At 45.3% G+C, this 12,629-nt stretch carries 18 protein-coding genes and 1 pseudogene; 4 read left to right on the top strand and 15 right to left on the bottom strand.

The window, feature by feature from the left end; translation table 11 throughout:
- Window positions 1-276 precede the first annotated feature (276 nt).
- Window positions 277-498 (bottom strand): hypothetical protein, encoded by a 222-nt coding sequence (locus tag JFN88_RS07105; RefSeq protein WP_199018623.1) that lies wholly within the window; start codon window positions 496-498, stop codon window positions 277-279.
- Window positions 499-706: 208 nt separating this feature from the next.
- Entirely contained in the window at window positions 707-1,324 is a 618-nt protein-coding gene (locus JFN88_RS07100) for a stage II sporulation protein M (RefSeq protein WP_199018622.1), read from the bottom strand.
- Window positions 1,325-1,423: 99 nt separating this feature from the next.
- Between JFN88_RS07100 and pdaB the strand changes: the two genes are divergently transcribed.
- Complete coding sequence (gene pdaB / locus JFN88_RS07095) at window positions 1,424-2,227, top strand: polysaccharide deacetylase family sporulation protein PdaB (protein WP_199018621.1); 804 nt, start codon at window positions 1,424-1,426, stop codon at window positions 2,225-2,227.
- Between the two features lie 11 nt (window positions 2,228-2,238).
- Here pdaB and JFN88_RS07090 read toward each other — a convergent pair whose 3' ends face one another.
- Window positions 2,239-2,871, bottom strand: coding sequence for a KinB-signaling pathway activation protein (locus JFN88_RS07090; protein ID WP_199018620.1), 633 nt, complete (start codon window positions 2,869-2,871; stop codon window positions 2,239-2,241).
- A 147-nt stretch (window positions 2,872-3,018) separates the two neighbouring features.
- On the opposite strand from JFN88_RS07090, the gene gerD reads away from it, so the two are divergent.
- The gene (gene gerD, locus JFN88_RS07085; protein ID WP_199018619.1) at window positions 3,019-3,687 is read left to right on the top strand and encodes a spore germination lipoprotein GerD; all 669 of its coding nucleotides are present in this window, start codon (window positions 3,019-3,021) and stop codon (window positions 3,685-3,687) included.
- Window positions 3,688-3,778: 91 nt separating this feature from the next.
- On the opposite strand, the gene salA is transcribed toward gerD, so the two are convergent.
- The 7 genes and pseudogenes from salA to JFN88_RS07050 form a co-directional block, all read right to left on the bottom strand.
- A complete protein-coding gene (gene salA, locus JFN88_RS07080; protein ID WP_199018618.1) occupies window positions 3,779-4,912 on the bottom strand; it encodes an iron-sulfur carrier protein/transcriptional regulator SalA in 1,134 nt (377 codons plus the stop codon).
- Between the two features lie 85 nt (window positions 4,913-4,997).
- Entirely contained in the window at window positions 4,998-5,771 is a 774-nt protein-coding gene (gene cwlD / locus JFN88_RS07075; protein ID WP_199018617.1) for an N-acetylmuramoyl-L-alanine amidase CwlD, read from the bottom strand.
- A 252-nt stretch (window positions 5,772-6,023) separates the two neighbouring features.
- Entirely contained in the window at window positions 6,024-7,190 is a 1,167-nt protein-coding gene (sat, locus tag JFN88_RS07070) for a sulfate adenylyltransferase (protein ID WP_199018616.1), read from the bottom strand.
- 28 nt (window positions 7,191-7,218) lie between these two features.
- Complete coding sequence (locus tag JFN88_RS07065; protein ID WP_199018615.1) at window positions 7,219-7,911, bottom strand: phosphoadenylyl-sulfate reductase; 693 nt, start codon at window positions 7,909-7,911, stop codon at window positions 7,219-7,221.
- A 404-nt stretch (window positions 7,912-8,315) separates the two neighbouring features.
- A pseudogene (gene rpsI, locus JFN88_RS07060) lies at window positions 8,316-8,381 on the bottom strand (30S ribosomal protein S9); the annotation flags it as partial.
- 163 nt (window positions 8,382-8,544) lie between these two features.
- Complete coding sequence (locus tag JFN88_RS07055; RefSeq protein ID WP_199018614.1) at window positions 8,545-8,793, bottom strand: hypothetical protein; 249 nt, start codon at window positions 8,791-8,793, stop codon at window positions 8,545-8,547.
- Window positions 8,794-8,818: 25 nt separating this feature from the next.
- A complete protein-coding gene (locus JFN88_RS07050; RefSeq protein ID WP_199018613.1) occupies window positions 8,819-9,361 on the bottom strand; it encodes a hypothetical protein in 543 nt (180 codons plus the stop codon).
- Between the two features lie 184 nt (window positions 9,362-9,545).
- Here JFN88_RS07050 and JFN88_RS07045 point away from each other — a divergent pair, with 184 nt between their 5' ends.
- Window positions 9,546-10,154, top strand: a complete 609-nt coding sequence (locus JFN88_RS07045; RefSeq protein ID WP_199018612.1) for a hypothetical protein — start codon at window positions 9,546-9,548, stop codon at window positions 10,152-10,154.
- Here the strand turns inward: JFN88_RS07045 and JFN88_RS24430 are convergent.
- From JFN88_RS24430 to JFN88_RS07025, 5 genes are all read right to left on the bottom strand, one after another.
- Complete coding sequence (locus JFN88_RS24430; RefSeq protein WP_233167502.1) at window positions 10,087-10,302, bottom strand: hypothetical protein; 216 nt, start codon at window positions 10,300-10,302, stop codon at window positions 10,087-10,089. The two genes, JFN88_RS07045 and JFN88_RS24430, sit on opposite strands and share 68 nt — an antisense overlap.
- A 136-nt stretch (window positions 10,303-10,438) precedes the next feature.
- Window positions 10,439-10,636, bottom strand: coding sequence for a ParB N-terminal domain-containing protein (locus JFN88_RS07040; protein ID WP_233167500.1), 198 nt, complete (start codon window positions 10,634-10,636; stop codon window positions 10,439-10,441).
- Window positions 10,637-10,678: 42 nt separating this feature from the next.
- A complete protein-coding gene (locus JFN88_RS07035) occupies window positions 10,679-10,927 on the bottom strand; it encodes a hypothetical protein (RefSeq protein WP_199018611.1) in 249 nt (82 codons plus the stop codon).
- Between the two features lie 152 nt (window positions 10,928-11,079).
- Entirely contained in the window at window positions 11,080-11,403 is a 324-nt protein-coding gene (locus tag JFN88_RS07030; RefSeq protein WP_199018610.1) for a hypothetical protein, read from the bottom strand.
- A gap of 161 nt (window positions 11,404-11,564) precedes the next feature.
- Window positions 11,565-11,729 (bottom strand): hypothetical protein, encoded by a 165-nt coding sequence (locus tag JFN88_RS07025; protein WP_199018609.1) that lies wholly within the window; start codon window positions 11,727-11,729, stop codon window positions 11,565-11,567.
- A 200-nt stretch (window positions 11,730-11,929) separates the two neighbouring features.
- Here JFN88_RS07025 and JFN88_RS07020 point away from each other — a divergent pair, with 200 nt between their 5' ends.
- Complete coding sequence (locus JFN88_RS07020; RefSeq protein WP_199018608.1) at window positions 11,930-12,616, top strand: hypothetical protein; 687 nt, start codon at window positions 11,930-11,932, stop codon at window positions 12,614-12,616.
- The last annotated feature ends 13 nt before the right edge of the window (window positions 12,617-12,629 follow it).

Genomic DNA, 12,629 nt, shown 5'->3' with positions numbered 1-12,629 from the left:
AGCTCATTTCGTTTGTTGCTGTTCTGCGACTCTTTCAAGTCACAGGGCATTTCGCTCGTTGTTCAGTTTTCAAAGAACAAATTATTTTCTTTCTAGCTTGTCTGCCGTTTCAGCGGCGACTTTTATAATATATCACAGGTCTCTAGAACATTGCAAGTATTAATTTCAACTTTTTTTTCGAGAGCAACTCATCCCAAGCGGGACGAATGATAATTTACCACATTTTAACCGCCATCGTCAAGACCTGTGAATATTTTTTGCAATGTTTTTGAAGTTTTAGCGGTAATTCCTGTTGTTCAGGGCATATCTGGACAGCTCTTTAGGCGAAGCGATTCGTGCATACATGCGGAAGATTACCTTGTACCGGCTTGCAATAGCTTTCTTAATCTCTCCATCCATTCTGACATCATTCAGGTCCAGCAGCATCTCGTCCAATTCTTTGCGAAGCACGTAATCTAGCTCACGGCATTCCTTGTCGTTAAATAAAATCCCTAGCATTGTTCTTCTGTTGGACCTCCTTCGGGTTGACAACGAAACAACATGTAAAGTGGTGGCTATCCGCGGGAATATTCTCTTGGGAGTCAAAATTGGCATCGCCTCGGCCGAATATGTTGCTTCTAAAAAGATTAAAAAGCAGCGGCCGCGAGATATGCGTTCACACTGCTTTATTGTTATGCTCAGATTTTGGAAGTTTTATTACATGCTTTTACATTTTCATTCCGTTCAACAACCAAGGAGTAATTGTGGCTTCAATAACTGCAGCCGCAAGCAGAGCGATAACAAGAGCAACCATGAGCGGCACCGTTCGAATCGCAAACTGCTCATAGATAGCCCCAAAACCCTGTTTGCGCTGAACAAGGTTCCCGATTCCTTTAAACGTCAATGTCCCAAACTTTATGCCGTAAGCCGCAGCAATGATAATCGCCGGAATTTCCAAAATACCGTGAGGCAGAATTCCTCTGGCAATAAGTTCGAATGTATTATAATCCGGATTATGGTGCGTAAACACATAACCGAGTATCATACCATTGACAATGAGGAAAAAAATCGGCACAAGTGCGAAAGCTGCCCCCAAGTACATAATCAGAATACTTTTAATCGTGTTGTTGAAGAAAATGAATGCAAATGCAGCCATACCCGGATTAGCGCTGCTTTCAATCGCTTGCGAAATGCTTCCGAGCGCTTGAAGCTGACTGGTAATATAAGCCTCCAGCCTTTCGTTTGTCCCTCCAATCACGATCCCCGCAAGAAACAGGATGGAAGAAAAGGCGATGTAACCGCTCATGGAACGAAGATGCAAAATAAATGTCTTAGGCGAAAACATAGTCCGAGCCTCCTAATCATTTTGTCCATTCATGAATAACTGAGGCGTACGAGCATAGATTGTACTAAAACAAGCTCTTACGAGAGGAGTCTGTATCCAATGAACATGTTTTATGTAATTAACGGAAAGAAAGTAAAACGCTACTTCCTGATTTTTGTGGCCCTTCTCTTTGCTGCAGGGGTCGTCTACGCGGAAAAAGACAACATCACGGTATTTTCCCTCGAGCAACCGGCCGCAATTTATAGTGTGCCAACCGACAAGAAAATTGTGGCGCTTACGTTTGACATCAGTTGGGGCGATACGAGGACAGAGCCAATTATTAAAACACTAAAAGAAAACGGCGTTAATCATGCCACTTTCTTCGTCTCCTCCGTCTGGAGCAAATCCCACCCCGAGATTGTTCAGAAAATTGTTGAAGCAGGTTATGAAATTGGAAGCCACGGCCACAAGCATGAAAACTACAGCAAGCTTAGCGACGAGGAGATACGCAATCAGATCCAGACCGCCCACACGATCATTAGTCAAGTAACCGGCAAAACGCCGGATTTGATTCGTCTGCCTAACGGTGATTTTGATAAACGAGTGCTGCAAATTGCCAGTGAACTGAATTACAAGGTCATTCAATGGGATACGGATTCTATGGATTGGATGAACATTGGAACAGAAAAAATCGTCGAACGTGTTGTCAGCCGCGCCCATCCCGGCGATATTATTTTACTGCATGCCAGCGATGCCGCCACTCATACCCATGAAGCGCTTCCGACGATTATAAAAGAACTGCGCTCCAAGGGCTATGAGTTCGCATCGGTCAATCAGCTTATTAATCAAACAGAGGTAAGCGGCAAGATCGTGCCTGACAAGTCAGCAACCTCCCCGCTTGATTTGAACAAACAACAGTTCTGATTATTTCTAAACTAAACGACTGTTTTTGCCTCTTGGGCAGATTCGGTCGTTTGGTTATTTTTTAATACTCGGTGAAGCATCATAATCTGATAAGCATTGCATACAAACAAAGGAACAAACATGAAAATAATACCCGGTGTGTTGGCATTCCCGTCGCTCATAGCTGGCCAGGCTTCAATAAAGGTGACCGTAAACATGAGAAAAGCAGTGGGAATAAATGCTGAACGGTTCGTTTGTGTCACTTTGAAATAGCATACCACTAGCGTAGAAAGTACCAACGCTGTCGGAATGATGAGGAACAGGTAGCTGCTCAAAACTTCACGTTTGCTATAGAGCATGTAACCAAGACCGAAGACGCAAAATACAGTTGTATACGCTTGAAATGCATTCCATAAATATTTTTTACGGAAGATGCTCAAGGCAATATAATTTAAAATCAGATACGCAAAAAAGCCCATCTGACTGAAGGCTCCGATCATCGTGCCGACCAGGGCCATCATAGCCGCATTGAAACCTGCCACTTTAAAGCCCAAAAATCCGAAGGACGGATCGGTCCATTGCATGACCGCACCGGTCACTGTCGTTGCAATCGCACCTACAGCCATACAGGTCCAAAATAAAAAGAACAATTTTTTCAGGTTCACTTCGTATTACCCTCCCTTATTCACTCCGTTTATTTTACCATGTCTAGCGAAAAAAGCTAATTCCCCCTAATGATAATCCGATGAACATTGAAGCATACTAATTCCATGAAACGCAAGCTGTGCAACATGAAGGGAGAATCGCGTATCATGTCTAAAAAATGGCCTTTTTTAGCCCTTTCTGCTCTTATGGCCTTTTTGCTTTCGAGCTGTGGATCCGAGCCTTCATCCGGCGGGCAGCAATTCAGCTACAAGGATATGAAATCGATGGTTATTGACATCTTGAAGACAGAAGATGCCCAAAAGGCGCTTCAGGAGTCCACAATCCAATCAAGCGGCGCTTCCGGCAGCCAGATGGGGATGCTGTCTGTCCAGGATCATGAGCAAATCAGAATGGCGGTCAAGGAAGTGCTCATTTCCCCGGATTACGATAAAGTCATTCAGACATTGATGACAGATCCCCGCTTTGCCGGAGAATTCGCGAAATCAGTGAACAAGCAAAACAAACAAATTCATAAGGATTTGCTGAAGGACCCCGCTTATCAGAAGGATTTGCTGACTGTGATGAAAAATCCCGAAATGGAGCGTGTTATTCTGGATGTGCTTCAGAGTACCCAGTACCGCAAGCATGTTAACGCCATCATGCAGGAGAGTATGCAAAGTCCGCTTGTCCGTCTGCAAATGCTTGATTTATTGAAAAAAGCCGTGCAAGAAGAGCTAAAGCCAAAGCCGGACGAGAAAGTAAAATCTGGCGAAGACAAGAGCCAAGGCGAAGAAGAGAATCAGGGAAACATGAGCGGAAGCGATGGCAATACTTGATGATATGCTGCCACGCTCATCGAACAACATACAAGCAAAATCGGACTAATCGCTTCAGTGGATTAGCCCGATTTTGCATATTGATTATGGATTATGTTTCAGCCGATTCGCTATCGCATCTTGCAATAACCTGTTCAGCCAATTCTATATACAGTTGACCTATAGGTGTATTCTCTTTAAATATAGACGGTGAGAAGTCTGGTTCAGACGGATGATTGTCCGGTGTACCGAGCGGGATTTGAGCCAGCAGATCCGCATGGAGCGCTTCGGCGAGACGCCCGCCGCCGCCGCGGCCAAAGATGTAATCCTTCTCTCCGCAATTTCCGCAAGTATAGTAAGACATATTCTCCACTATTCCGATAATCTGGTGCTCCGTCTGGATCGCCATGGCGCCGGCTCTTGCCGCTACGAAAGCCGCCGTCGCGTGAGGGGTTGTCACTATAATTTCCTTGCTATGGGGGATCATCTGATGCACATCCAGTGCAATATCCCCAGTCCCCGGAGGCAAATCAAGCAGCATATAATCCAGCTTGTCCCATGCAATTTCGTTGAAGAAATTGCGAAGCATTTTTCCAAGCATCGGTCCTCGCCAGACAATCGGATTGTTATCTTCCACAAAAAAGCCCATAGACATGACTTGTACCCCATGGCTTCGAATCGGAACAACGCGATCATTCAAAATATCGGGCCGCTCTTCGATTCCCATCATATCTGGAACACTGAAACCGTAAATATCTGCGTCAATGATGCCGACTTTTTTTCCTTTGCGTGCCAGAGCAGCAGCTAGATTAACTGTTACTGTAGACTTGCCTACGCCGCCTTTGCCGCTTGCAACAGCGATAAATTGTACCCCACTGTCAGGATGAAGCAGCTGATGCTCCTCCATGCCTGCGCCATGCCCGCGAACCGGCTCAGATGCCGTGCTGCCAGGGGCATTGTCTGGTTGCTTCGTCTGGTTCCCCACGGACGCTTGAGACGCCTCAGGACGCTCTTCGAGGGGACGGAACCTTGCATGGATGGTATCAATACCCAATGGCGCCAGGACAGCGCTCAGCGCCGTTTCCAGCGTACTCTGGACAGAGGCATTGTTCGACAGAACTGTAAGGGACACCTGCAGTTCCTTGACTACAACATCTCGTATGATAAACGCATCAGATTCGGCTGCTGACTCTCCTGCCTGAACTACCTGGGCGATCGCTTCCAATACTTGCTCCCTTGTTGCCATACCGTAAAATCACACCTTTTCTGCGGTTGCCGTTATAGTAAACCAATGTCCATCATTATACCATACATTTTGGAGGTATAATGAATTAAGAGCCTGGTTTCGCTGCAGGCAACCGTTCCCCGGACACAAACCGCAAAACCCCTTGATATATCGAGGCCGCTACCTTGCGCTGATAAGCCGCATCTCCAAGCTGTCGCGCTTCATTCGGATTGGACAGGAAACCAACCTCAACCAGGGCAGTCGGTGTCTTATCAATCGATTTCAAGAGGTAAATGGTTTTGGCTGTATTTGCTGAACGGGTTGTGTTTTCCAGATTCCGCTTGATTTCCTCTTGGATTAATGAGGCAAGCGACAGATTATCCGAATGGTTCGGGTAATAGAACGTTTGAGCTCCGCTCCACCTTTGTTGGGGAATACTGTTCATATGGATGCTAAGCACAACATCGGCATTGTGTTCCTTGATCAGCTCTACGCGCTTGATCAAATCCTCTGTCTTGCGCCTCTTGTAAGCGCGCGTCCCTTCCTCAGCGAGATCATAGTCTCCCTCCCGGGTCAAATAAACAAGCGCCCCCGCCTCCTGCAAATAATCACGCAAATATAGCGCGATCGCCAGGTTCAAATCTTTTTCTACCAGTCCTTGCCTACTGACAGCGCCGCCATCTACACCCCCATGGCCTGCATCAATTGCAATGACCTTGCCGGACAACGGCAGTGTCCAGTACGTCCAAGTCCGCGAGGAAGGTATTTCCTGCGTGAGCAATATAATTGTCAGCGCAACCATTAGCATTCCCATTGCAATGCGCAAGGCTCCCCGATAGTTTAGCCATATGATAATCCGGCGTTTCGTCTTCTTTCTCATGCGCTATCCCCCTCGCACTATTCCAAAAAAGTAAAGCTGGAGCCATGCCTGTCAGCAAATGCGGACCGGCTTTCACACCCTTTACCATCTATATGGGACGAGGGGGATCATTATGCAAATTGCCAGCGTACCCTATATAAGTTGAATGAAAGAATATCAGGCAGAGCCTGTGTTTCTTTCATTCAACTTATATAGACTGAATAAAAAACGCTTCCCCCTAGTTACGGGAGAAGCGTTAGAAACTGCGAAGAATTAGCTGACTGGCTGTTCTGACATGCCTTCAATCAGAATTTTCGCAACCTCAGGACGCGAGAACTCCGGCGGCGGACATACGCCGTCCCGCAGCATCGCGCGAACCTTGGTGCCGGACAGGGTCAAATGATGCTCCTTGTCATGCGGGCATGTTTTGCTGGAAGCCATATTGCCGCATTTCGTACAGAAGAAGCTGTGCTCAAAGTACAATGGTGTAATGCCCAATTCTTCCAAGGCAAAGGAGCGAAGGAGATCCTGGGCTTCATACGTACCGTAGTAATCCCCTACACCTGCATGGTCACGGCCGACGATAAAATGTGTGCAGCCGTAGTTTTTGCGAACGACAGCGTGGAAAATCGCTTCACGCGGACCTGCATAGCGCATAGCTGCCGGGAAAACGCCCAGGAACACTCGATCTGCCGGATAGTAATTTTCCAGCAATGCAACATAGCTTTTCATTCTGACCGACGCGGGAACGTCGTCCGATTTGGTCTCCCCCACAAGCGGATTCAGGAACAATCCATCTACGATCTCCATCGCGCTCTTCTGAATGTATTCATGCGCACGATGAACCGGGTTGCGTGTCTGGAAGCCAACGACTGTGCGCCAGCCATTGTCAGCAAACAAGCGGCGTGTCTCCGCAGGGTCGAAGTAGAACTCTTCAAATTTTTCCGGCTGCGGACGATTCAATACCTGTACTGGCCCTCCCACATAGGTTGCCGGACGGGAGAGCAGCTTCTGAACACCAGGATGCTCCAGGTCATCAGTTTTGAATACTTGTACTGCCTCGTGTCTCTGATCTACGCTGTAAATATCCTCAATATCTATAATCCCGTAGATGATACCGTTCTCACCAATCAATGCCGCCTGCTCCCCTGCTGAAAGTTCGGCAGCCTTGGCTTCATCTACAGCCAGTGTTATGGGAATACTCCATACGGTCCCGTTGGCAAGTCGCATATTATTCACAACGGATTTGTAATCTGCTTCATTCAAAAAACCTTGAAGTGGTGAAAAAGCACCTACGCCGATCAGATCGAGGTCTGAAACCGTCCATGCATTAATCGTTATGGATTTCATACCGGCAGCTTCCTTCAAAAGCCGTTCTCTTTCTTCGCCTGTAGCAATACGGTTAATCAGGCTGCCGCCATGGGGCTTGATTGTACTCATTATGTGAAAATCCTCCCGTTCATTATCCTTATTTATGCAATCCGCATTCTGTCTTCTCATTGCCGGACCATCGTCCTGCGCGCGGGTCCTCACCTGGCATAATCTGACGCGTGCAATGCTCACAGCCAATGCTTGGATAATTGTTGTCGTGCAGAGGATTGTAAATCACGTGATGCTCGCGGATATAGTTCCATACATCCTCGTTAGTCCAGCTTGCAATCGGATTGAATTTCACCAGACCGAACTTCGTATCATACTCAATTTTCTTGGCATTTGCCCGAGTAGGCGCCTGATCACGTCTGATTCCAGTAATCCAGGCTTCATAATTACTTAAAATTTGTGTCAGCGGTTGCACCTTGCGAATTTCGCAGCAGCGGTTTGCATCGCTTTTCCATAACTCTTCACCGTGCTCAGCAGCTTGTTCTTCGGGAGTAATGTGAGGTTTGACCTCTACAAATTTCAAGTTATAATGCTGCTCAAGCCGTGCTTTGGTCTCATAGGTTTCTTTGAAGTGAAAATCCGTATCGAGGTAAAAAATGTCCGTTTTCGGGCTGATCTTCTGAAGCATATCGACCAGAACGACATCCTCCGCGCCAAAGCTGCAAGCAAACGTAATGTTAGGAAATGTCTCAACTGCATAGCGAATGATATCTTCTGGCGTTGCGTTCTCAAGCTCATCGACCTTTTGCTTGATAAGCGTTTCTTTCTCAAACAGATTCATACGTATGACCTCCGCTATAATCCCTAGTAAAATGATGTACTTTTTTACTAGTATACGTCTTACAGGAATAATGTTCAATAAATTTAATTTCATGGTGATCAAGATCAGATTTGTTTAAAAGAGACACACGGATTCACATTCAGCTACATTTATCAATATGCGGAGCATTCTGTTTGGAAAACAAATAAAGACAAATAGACCGCCCCTCTCACACAGGGATGCAGTCTATTTGCTCGTATTTCTATTTCTATTGTAAAAGGCTTCCGCGTAAAAGCGGCTATTGCAAGGGAGTCGTGTAACCACAACAAGGCTCTTTACATTACATGCTTTGAACTGCCCTAACAAAAACAAAGCCCCTGGCCAGCGAGGGCCAAGGGCTGAGATTCCTTGATACACAAGGGATATTAACGTTTGGAGAACTGTGGTACACGACGAGCCGCTTTAAGACCGTATTTCTTACGCTCTTTCATGTTCTGTTACGATACGCTCAGATTTTCGCATATATATAGGAAGTTAAATTTTCAGACTCCGATGATTTCGGGGTGGTTCTGATGCAAATATGGTCACGACAAAATCGCAAAACAAGCTACAAAACATATGAAGAGTATATTGAGTTCGATAATGGTAGAGAAGCTATATATTTTCCTGTACTCCCAGAATCGATTGAGGTGAAGAAGAAGGGGAGGGGAAGTTCGGCAGAATACCGATCTTCTCCTCTTGCTCTACTGTCTGGAGAACGTCACTGAATAACTCCCGGATATCAAAAGACTTACTATAGTGACTATACTGTCCTCCTGCATTCCGTTCCGCTTTACGTATACCTTCCGTAATAGCGAACAGCTTCGTATAAATTAAATTGGCCCGCTGCAGCGTCAGAAGCATCTGAGCCCTGTGTCTCCGCACCTCATCAAACAGTGGCAGTAGTTCCGCATTCAGTTCGGAACACGCTTGGTCCGCACCACTCCGAATACCCCAGATCAGCGCTCCAACTGCTCTGCCGCCCCGACTCCACTTTCTTCACGCGCAGCTCTGCCATTTCAATTTCCTTATCGAGATCCGCAAGGCGCCGGGTAGCTGCATTCAGTTCTTCAATCCCATGCTCCGCCTCCCCGGTGACTTCCTCCTCAAGCATCCGCTGGTACAATTGTTGCTGCCACACATACTCGTTCCGTTTGTTCTGCAGATCCGCTTTGAACACATTCTGACGCTCTCTCGCCTGCTGTGCCTTCTTCTGAAATTCTTCCAGTTCCTTAAACATGGTCCGCCTCCTACTCTGTTGATTGAAATAGTAAGCCTGGCCTTCCGCGGCTTTTTGCTGCTCTTTCCCTATGCTTTTAGCGAATGCCATCACATTGTTCAACACTTGCTCCTGACGTTGCTTCTCCGCAGCTTCCGCAGCCTTCTTAGCTTTGAATTCTTCCAGCATAAGCTGCTCATCGCTTTTTGACATCTCATTCACCTCCCTTCAATGAAATAGACTGCCTAGCTGGCTCGCTGATCTGAGATGTCCGAAATGAAAGAGCGGCGGCGACGTCCTTTAGCTTCATCGTCCCGCCGCTCTCTGGCCACTACATATCACCACCCCCGTGACCGATAATAGGTATATATTTTCAATTGAAGGAGAGATAATATAATTGATTCTTTTAATTATGTTAATTGTTGTACTAATTTTCGCAGCTTCTATTGTTTTCTTTGAATTAATGCATAGTAGAAAAATAAAAAAGAAAGTATTTGAATCCTTCGGTAATCGACTCACCATTAAAGAAAAAAAGAGAATGATTAAATCAATACAATCAATTTACTGTAACGCTAAAGTATTGTCTGATTACTGTTACAGAGAACTGAAAAATAATGTTCGCTACTACTACGGAGACGAGACGTTTGAGACAAACTTAGTTAATGGCATCGTTGGAATTACAGCTGTTCAGGTTTCTCTTATTGCAGCAGCTATGGCGATTGTTTCTGTTCTTCCTGAAGAATCTGAATTGAAACAAAAAATAAGCAATGCGCTAGCAGGAGTTTCAACAGATCTCTTTTATAACATTTCTATACTGGCATTGATTTTTGTAATACTCTTCACGGTATATGGCTCTCATCTCTATATTTCTAACAGGAGAAAGAGCTTCCTCAAGAAATTTTCTGTTGCAATCGATCAAATTGAAACTGAAGGAGGAATTAAAGAATATCCTTCTGCAGCTCTATATCCAGCTCGATCAGCTTCCGGAGGTCGTCGACGGTGCTAATCTCAATACGGTTCTCCTGGAAGTCTCTTACCCAGCGGGCAACTGCGGCCTTGATGATGCGACGGTATTGCTCCTTTGATTCGATAATACCTTGCATGACCTCAAGCTCGTGCTGAAGTAACAAATCATCGTGTTTTTGCTCTGCCATATTGTGGTAACCTCGGCTTTCCTGTATGATTGGAAACGAGATAGTGGCTTGACGAATCCGTGGCCACGGTTTCCACTATCTCAGCCGGGGTTATCTGGGTGAGGGGGAGGGGCGTTCAAGCGCCTCTCCTTTTTATTTATTCTGCAGGTTCAGTCTGGCGGATCAACACCGGCTCGATGCCAGTTCGCTTATTCCAGACGCTCGGCTCCGCGTACCCAAACTGCTCCACGCTGCCGCGAAGCTGCTCGTACTCCGGATCACCGGGCTTCAAATCCACCCGCGGGTTGTAGGCTGCCGGGTTGATCTGCGATATTGGAATGATCTGAATGTTCATGTAAGGACTCCCTCCCAATAAAAAAAGCGCCTCTAGGACGCCTCAACTTTCAATAATTTGATCAAAGTAAAGCATTATTCTTGTATCTGTTCTTTTTCCCTCTTCGTTTATCTCTACATCAAACACTGCTTCAACAAAACGTCCATTAAAGTATTCGTCAGTATCTGGCCATCTCAGATTTATTTTCCCCTGACTGTTCAACGTTGCTAATAAAACTTGAAGATACTGATGATCCTCCACTACCTCTGTGTGAATAATAATACCCATGTCGTTTACATATTCTACGATCATTATAATCCCTCCTACCACAATCATACACTGACCACCAAAATCCGACAATATATGGTATGATGCAAGGGAGCTGTGATGGGAGCACCCCCGGCTCTTTTTTTATTTATTTGAAAGGAAAATAAGGGTCAAAAAAGCAGTATACTTCATAGCTCTTATGATAATTGGTGATACACGTCTTCTACAGCTATTCTAAACGATGAATTATCGCCTTCAGCAAAGCGATTCATATAATGTAGCAGCACAGGTATCGAAATATGATTAAACCTTTTAAATTCAAGTAATTGATATACTGCTGAAATCTGTTGAACATCAACCATTAGAGTCCCATCAAGATACCGACCTGCAACCCTGTCAATTACTTGTCTAAATTGTTCAAACTCCGTATTTCTGCGTGATTCCTTTTTTTCATGAATATGCTTGATTACTGTAAAGAGTAGCGTTACCGCTGCAATAATGGTTGAAACTACAAACTCCATTTTCATCACCTCACTTCAAGTTCCACACAAAACCATCCAACACCTTCCAGTATCGGACAAGATATGACATTGGTCAAGGGAGGAATTGCAATAGCACCAGGCCCTGCCGCTTATTCTATTCAATCCGTCGGGAACATTCCCTCAACATAGAAGCGCCGCTCTCAAGGATTAGCCGTCGGAATCATGGCCTTCATCCTCTCAAGCTTCTCCTCATCGGTCAGTACCTCAGTGAATACGGGCGGCGCTGGGGAATGTCGGCCCTTCTGGAAGAACATTCTGCGCAGATTGAGCTCTGAAATAACAGCTTGCGCAAGTGCTTGTCTCATCTTTTCATCTCTGAATGTCATTCCTAGATCTATCAGCTCCTTGTGTTGGTTTGCAATAAAAAAGCACTCGAAGGTCTTTTGACTCAAATTTGAAATTAGGAAATTGGTATCATTTTTGTAAATAAGAAGGATTACCCTTAGTTGGATAGAATATTTTAAGTGCATCAAAAATAAACCAATTAAGGGAGAGAATTTGTGTAATGAAGAAAATGTTGTTGTCCGGTGTATTGTCTCTAGGTTTAATTTTTGGATCAGTCTCGCCTGCTCTAGCATCTAATGACATTGTGGTGCCACAAGACAAAATTTTGTCAATTGAATTAGGAGGGAGTATCCAGCATAATGCTATTAGTGAATCCCAAGCATTAGATTCTTTCATTACCGTGTCTAACGGAAGATTGAAACTTGATGCAGCGGGTAAAGATGTAGTATCCGCGGAAACTTATGCCTTAGTTGAAAGCGGAATTGAAGTTTTAAACAGTTCAATTGCTATCGGCGCATCTGTAATTGACCTTGATAATAAAATCGTTGTACCTAACGGCAACTTTACTCCACCGACACAATCAGGCGATCTGATTTCACCAAGAGCAAGCTTTGGTACCTACTGGTGGGGGGTTGCCTTGACCATGAGCCAGTCGGAAACTAAAGACCTTATTTATTCACTAAGGCAAGTCGCTGCTGGTTTTGCCACAGAGGCTACCCTTGCCGCATTGCTGATTAATCTTGTTGGTGGGCCGCAAATTTGGGCCGCAACTGCTGCTGGGGCTTTGGTTTCACTTGGCGCTTTGCTAGTATCTAACAGCTTAGAACATCATAACAATTCCAAAGGGGTAACCTTGAACATACATTGGTTATTAGTCCCCTACTATGAGGTAACAAAGAACAGCTAGAATCAATCATAAT

Source organism: Paenibacillus roseus (assembly GCF_016424485.1).
Taxonomy (GTDB): Bacteria; Bacillota; Bacilli; order Paenibacillales; family Paenibacillaceae; genus Paenibacillus_D; species Paenibacillus_D roseus.
Note: the sequence above shows the minus strand (reverse complement) of the source record. Positions and strands in the feature narration are given on the sequence as shown.

Excerpts from the sequence above, each read along its gene's own strand:
- sat (WP_199018616.1), bottom strand. The coding sequence starts at position 7,190 with ATGAGTACAATCAAGCCCCATGGCGGCAGCCTGATTAACCGTATTGCT.
- JFN88_RS07040 (WP_233167500.1), bottom strand. The coding sequence starts at position 10,636 with ATGAACATTCAGATCATTCCAATATCGCAGATCAACCCGGCAGCCTAC.
- JFN88_RS24430 (WP_233167502.1), bottom strand. The coding sequence starts at position 10,302 with ATGGCAGAGCAAAAACACGATGATTTGTTACTTCAGCACGAGCTTGAG.
- JFN88_RS07100 (WP_199018622.1), bottom strand. The coding sequence starts at position 1,324 with ATGTTTTCGCCTAAGACATTTATTTTGCATCTTCGTTCCATGAGCGGT.
- JFN88_RS07030 (WP_199018610.1), bottom strand. The coding sequence starts at position 11,403 with ATGGAGTTTGTAGTTTCAACCATTATTGCAGCGGTAACGCTACTCTTT.
- JFN88_RS07050 (WP_199018613.1), bottom strand. The coding sequence starts at position 9,361 with ATGTCAAAAAGCGATGAGCAGCTTATGCTGGAAGAATTCAAAGCTAAG.
- JFN88_RS07065 (WP_199018615.1), bottom strand. The coding sequence starts at position 7,911 with ATGAATCTGTTTGAGAAAGAAACGCTTATCAAGCAAAAGGTCGATGAG.
- gerD (WP_199018619.1), top strand. The coding sequence starts at position 3,019 with ATGTCTAAAAAATGGCCTTTTTTAGCCCTTTCTGCTCTTATGGCCTTT.
- JFN88_RS07105 (WP_199018623.1), bottom strand. The coding sequence starts at position 498 with ATGCTAGGGATTTTATTTAACGACAAGGAATGCCGTGAGCTAGATTAC.
- cwlD (WP_199018617.1), bottom strand. The coding sequence starts at position 5,771 with ATGAGAAAGAAGACGAAACGCCGGATTATCATATGGCTAAACTATCGG.
- JFN88_RS07055 (WP_199018614.1), bottom strand. The coding sequence starts at position 8,793 with ATGCTTCTGACGCTGCAGCGGGCCAATTTAATTTATACGAAGCTGTTC.
- salA (WP_199018618.1), bottom strand. The coding sequence starts at position 4,912 with ATGGCAACAAGGGAGCAAGTATTGGAAGCGATCGCCCAGGTAGTTCAG.
- JFN88_RS07025 (WP_199018609.1), bottom strand. The coding sequence starts at position 11,729 with ATGAGACAAGCACTTGCGCAAGCTGTTATTTCAGAGCTCAATCTGCGC.
- JFN88_RS07035 (WP_199018611.1), bottom strand. The coding sequence starts at position 10,927 with ATGATCGTAGAATATGTAAACGACATGGGTATTATTATTCACACAGAG.
- pdaB (WP_199018621.1), top strand. The coding sequence starts at position 1,424 with ATGAACATGTTTTATGTAATTAACGGAAAGAAAGTAAAACGCTACTTC.
- JFN88_RS07020 (WP_199018608.1), top strand. The coding sequence starts at position 11,930 with ATGAAGAAAATGTTGTTGTCCGGTGTATTGTCTCTAGGTTTAATTTTT.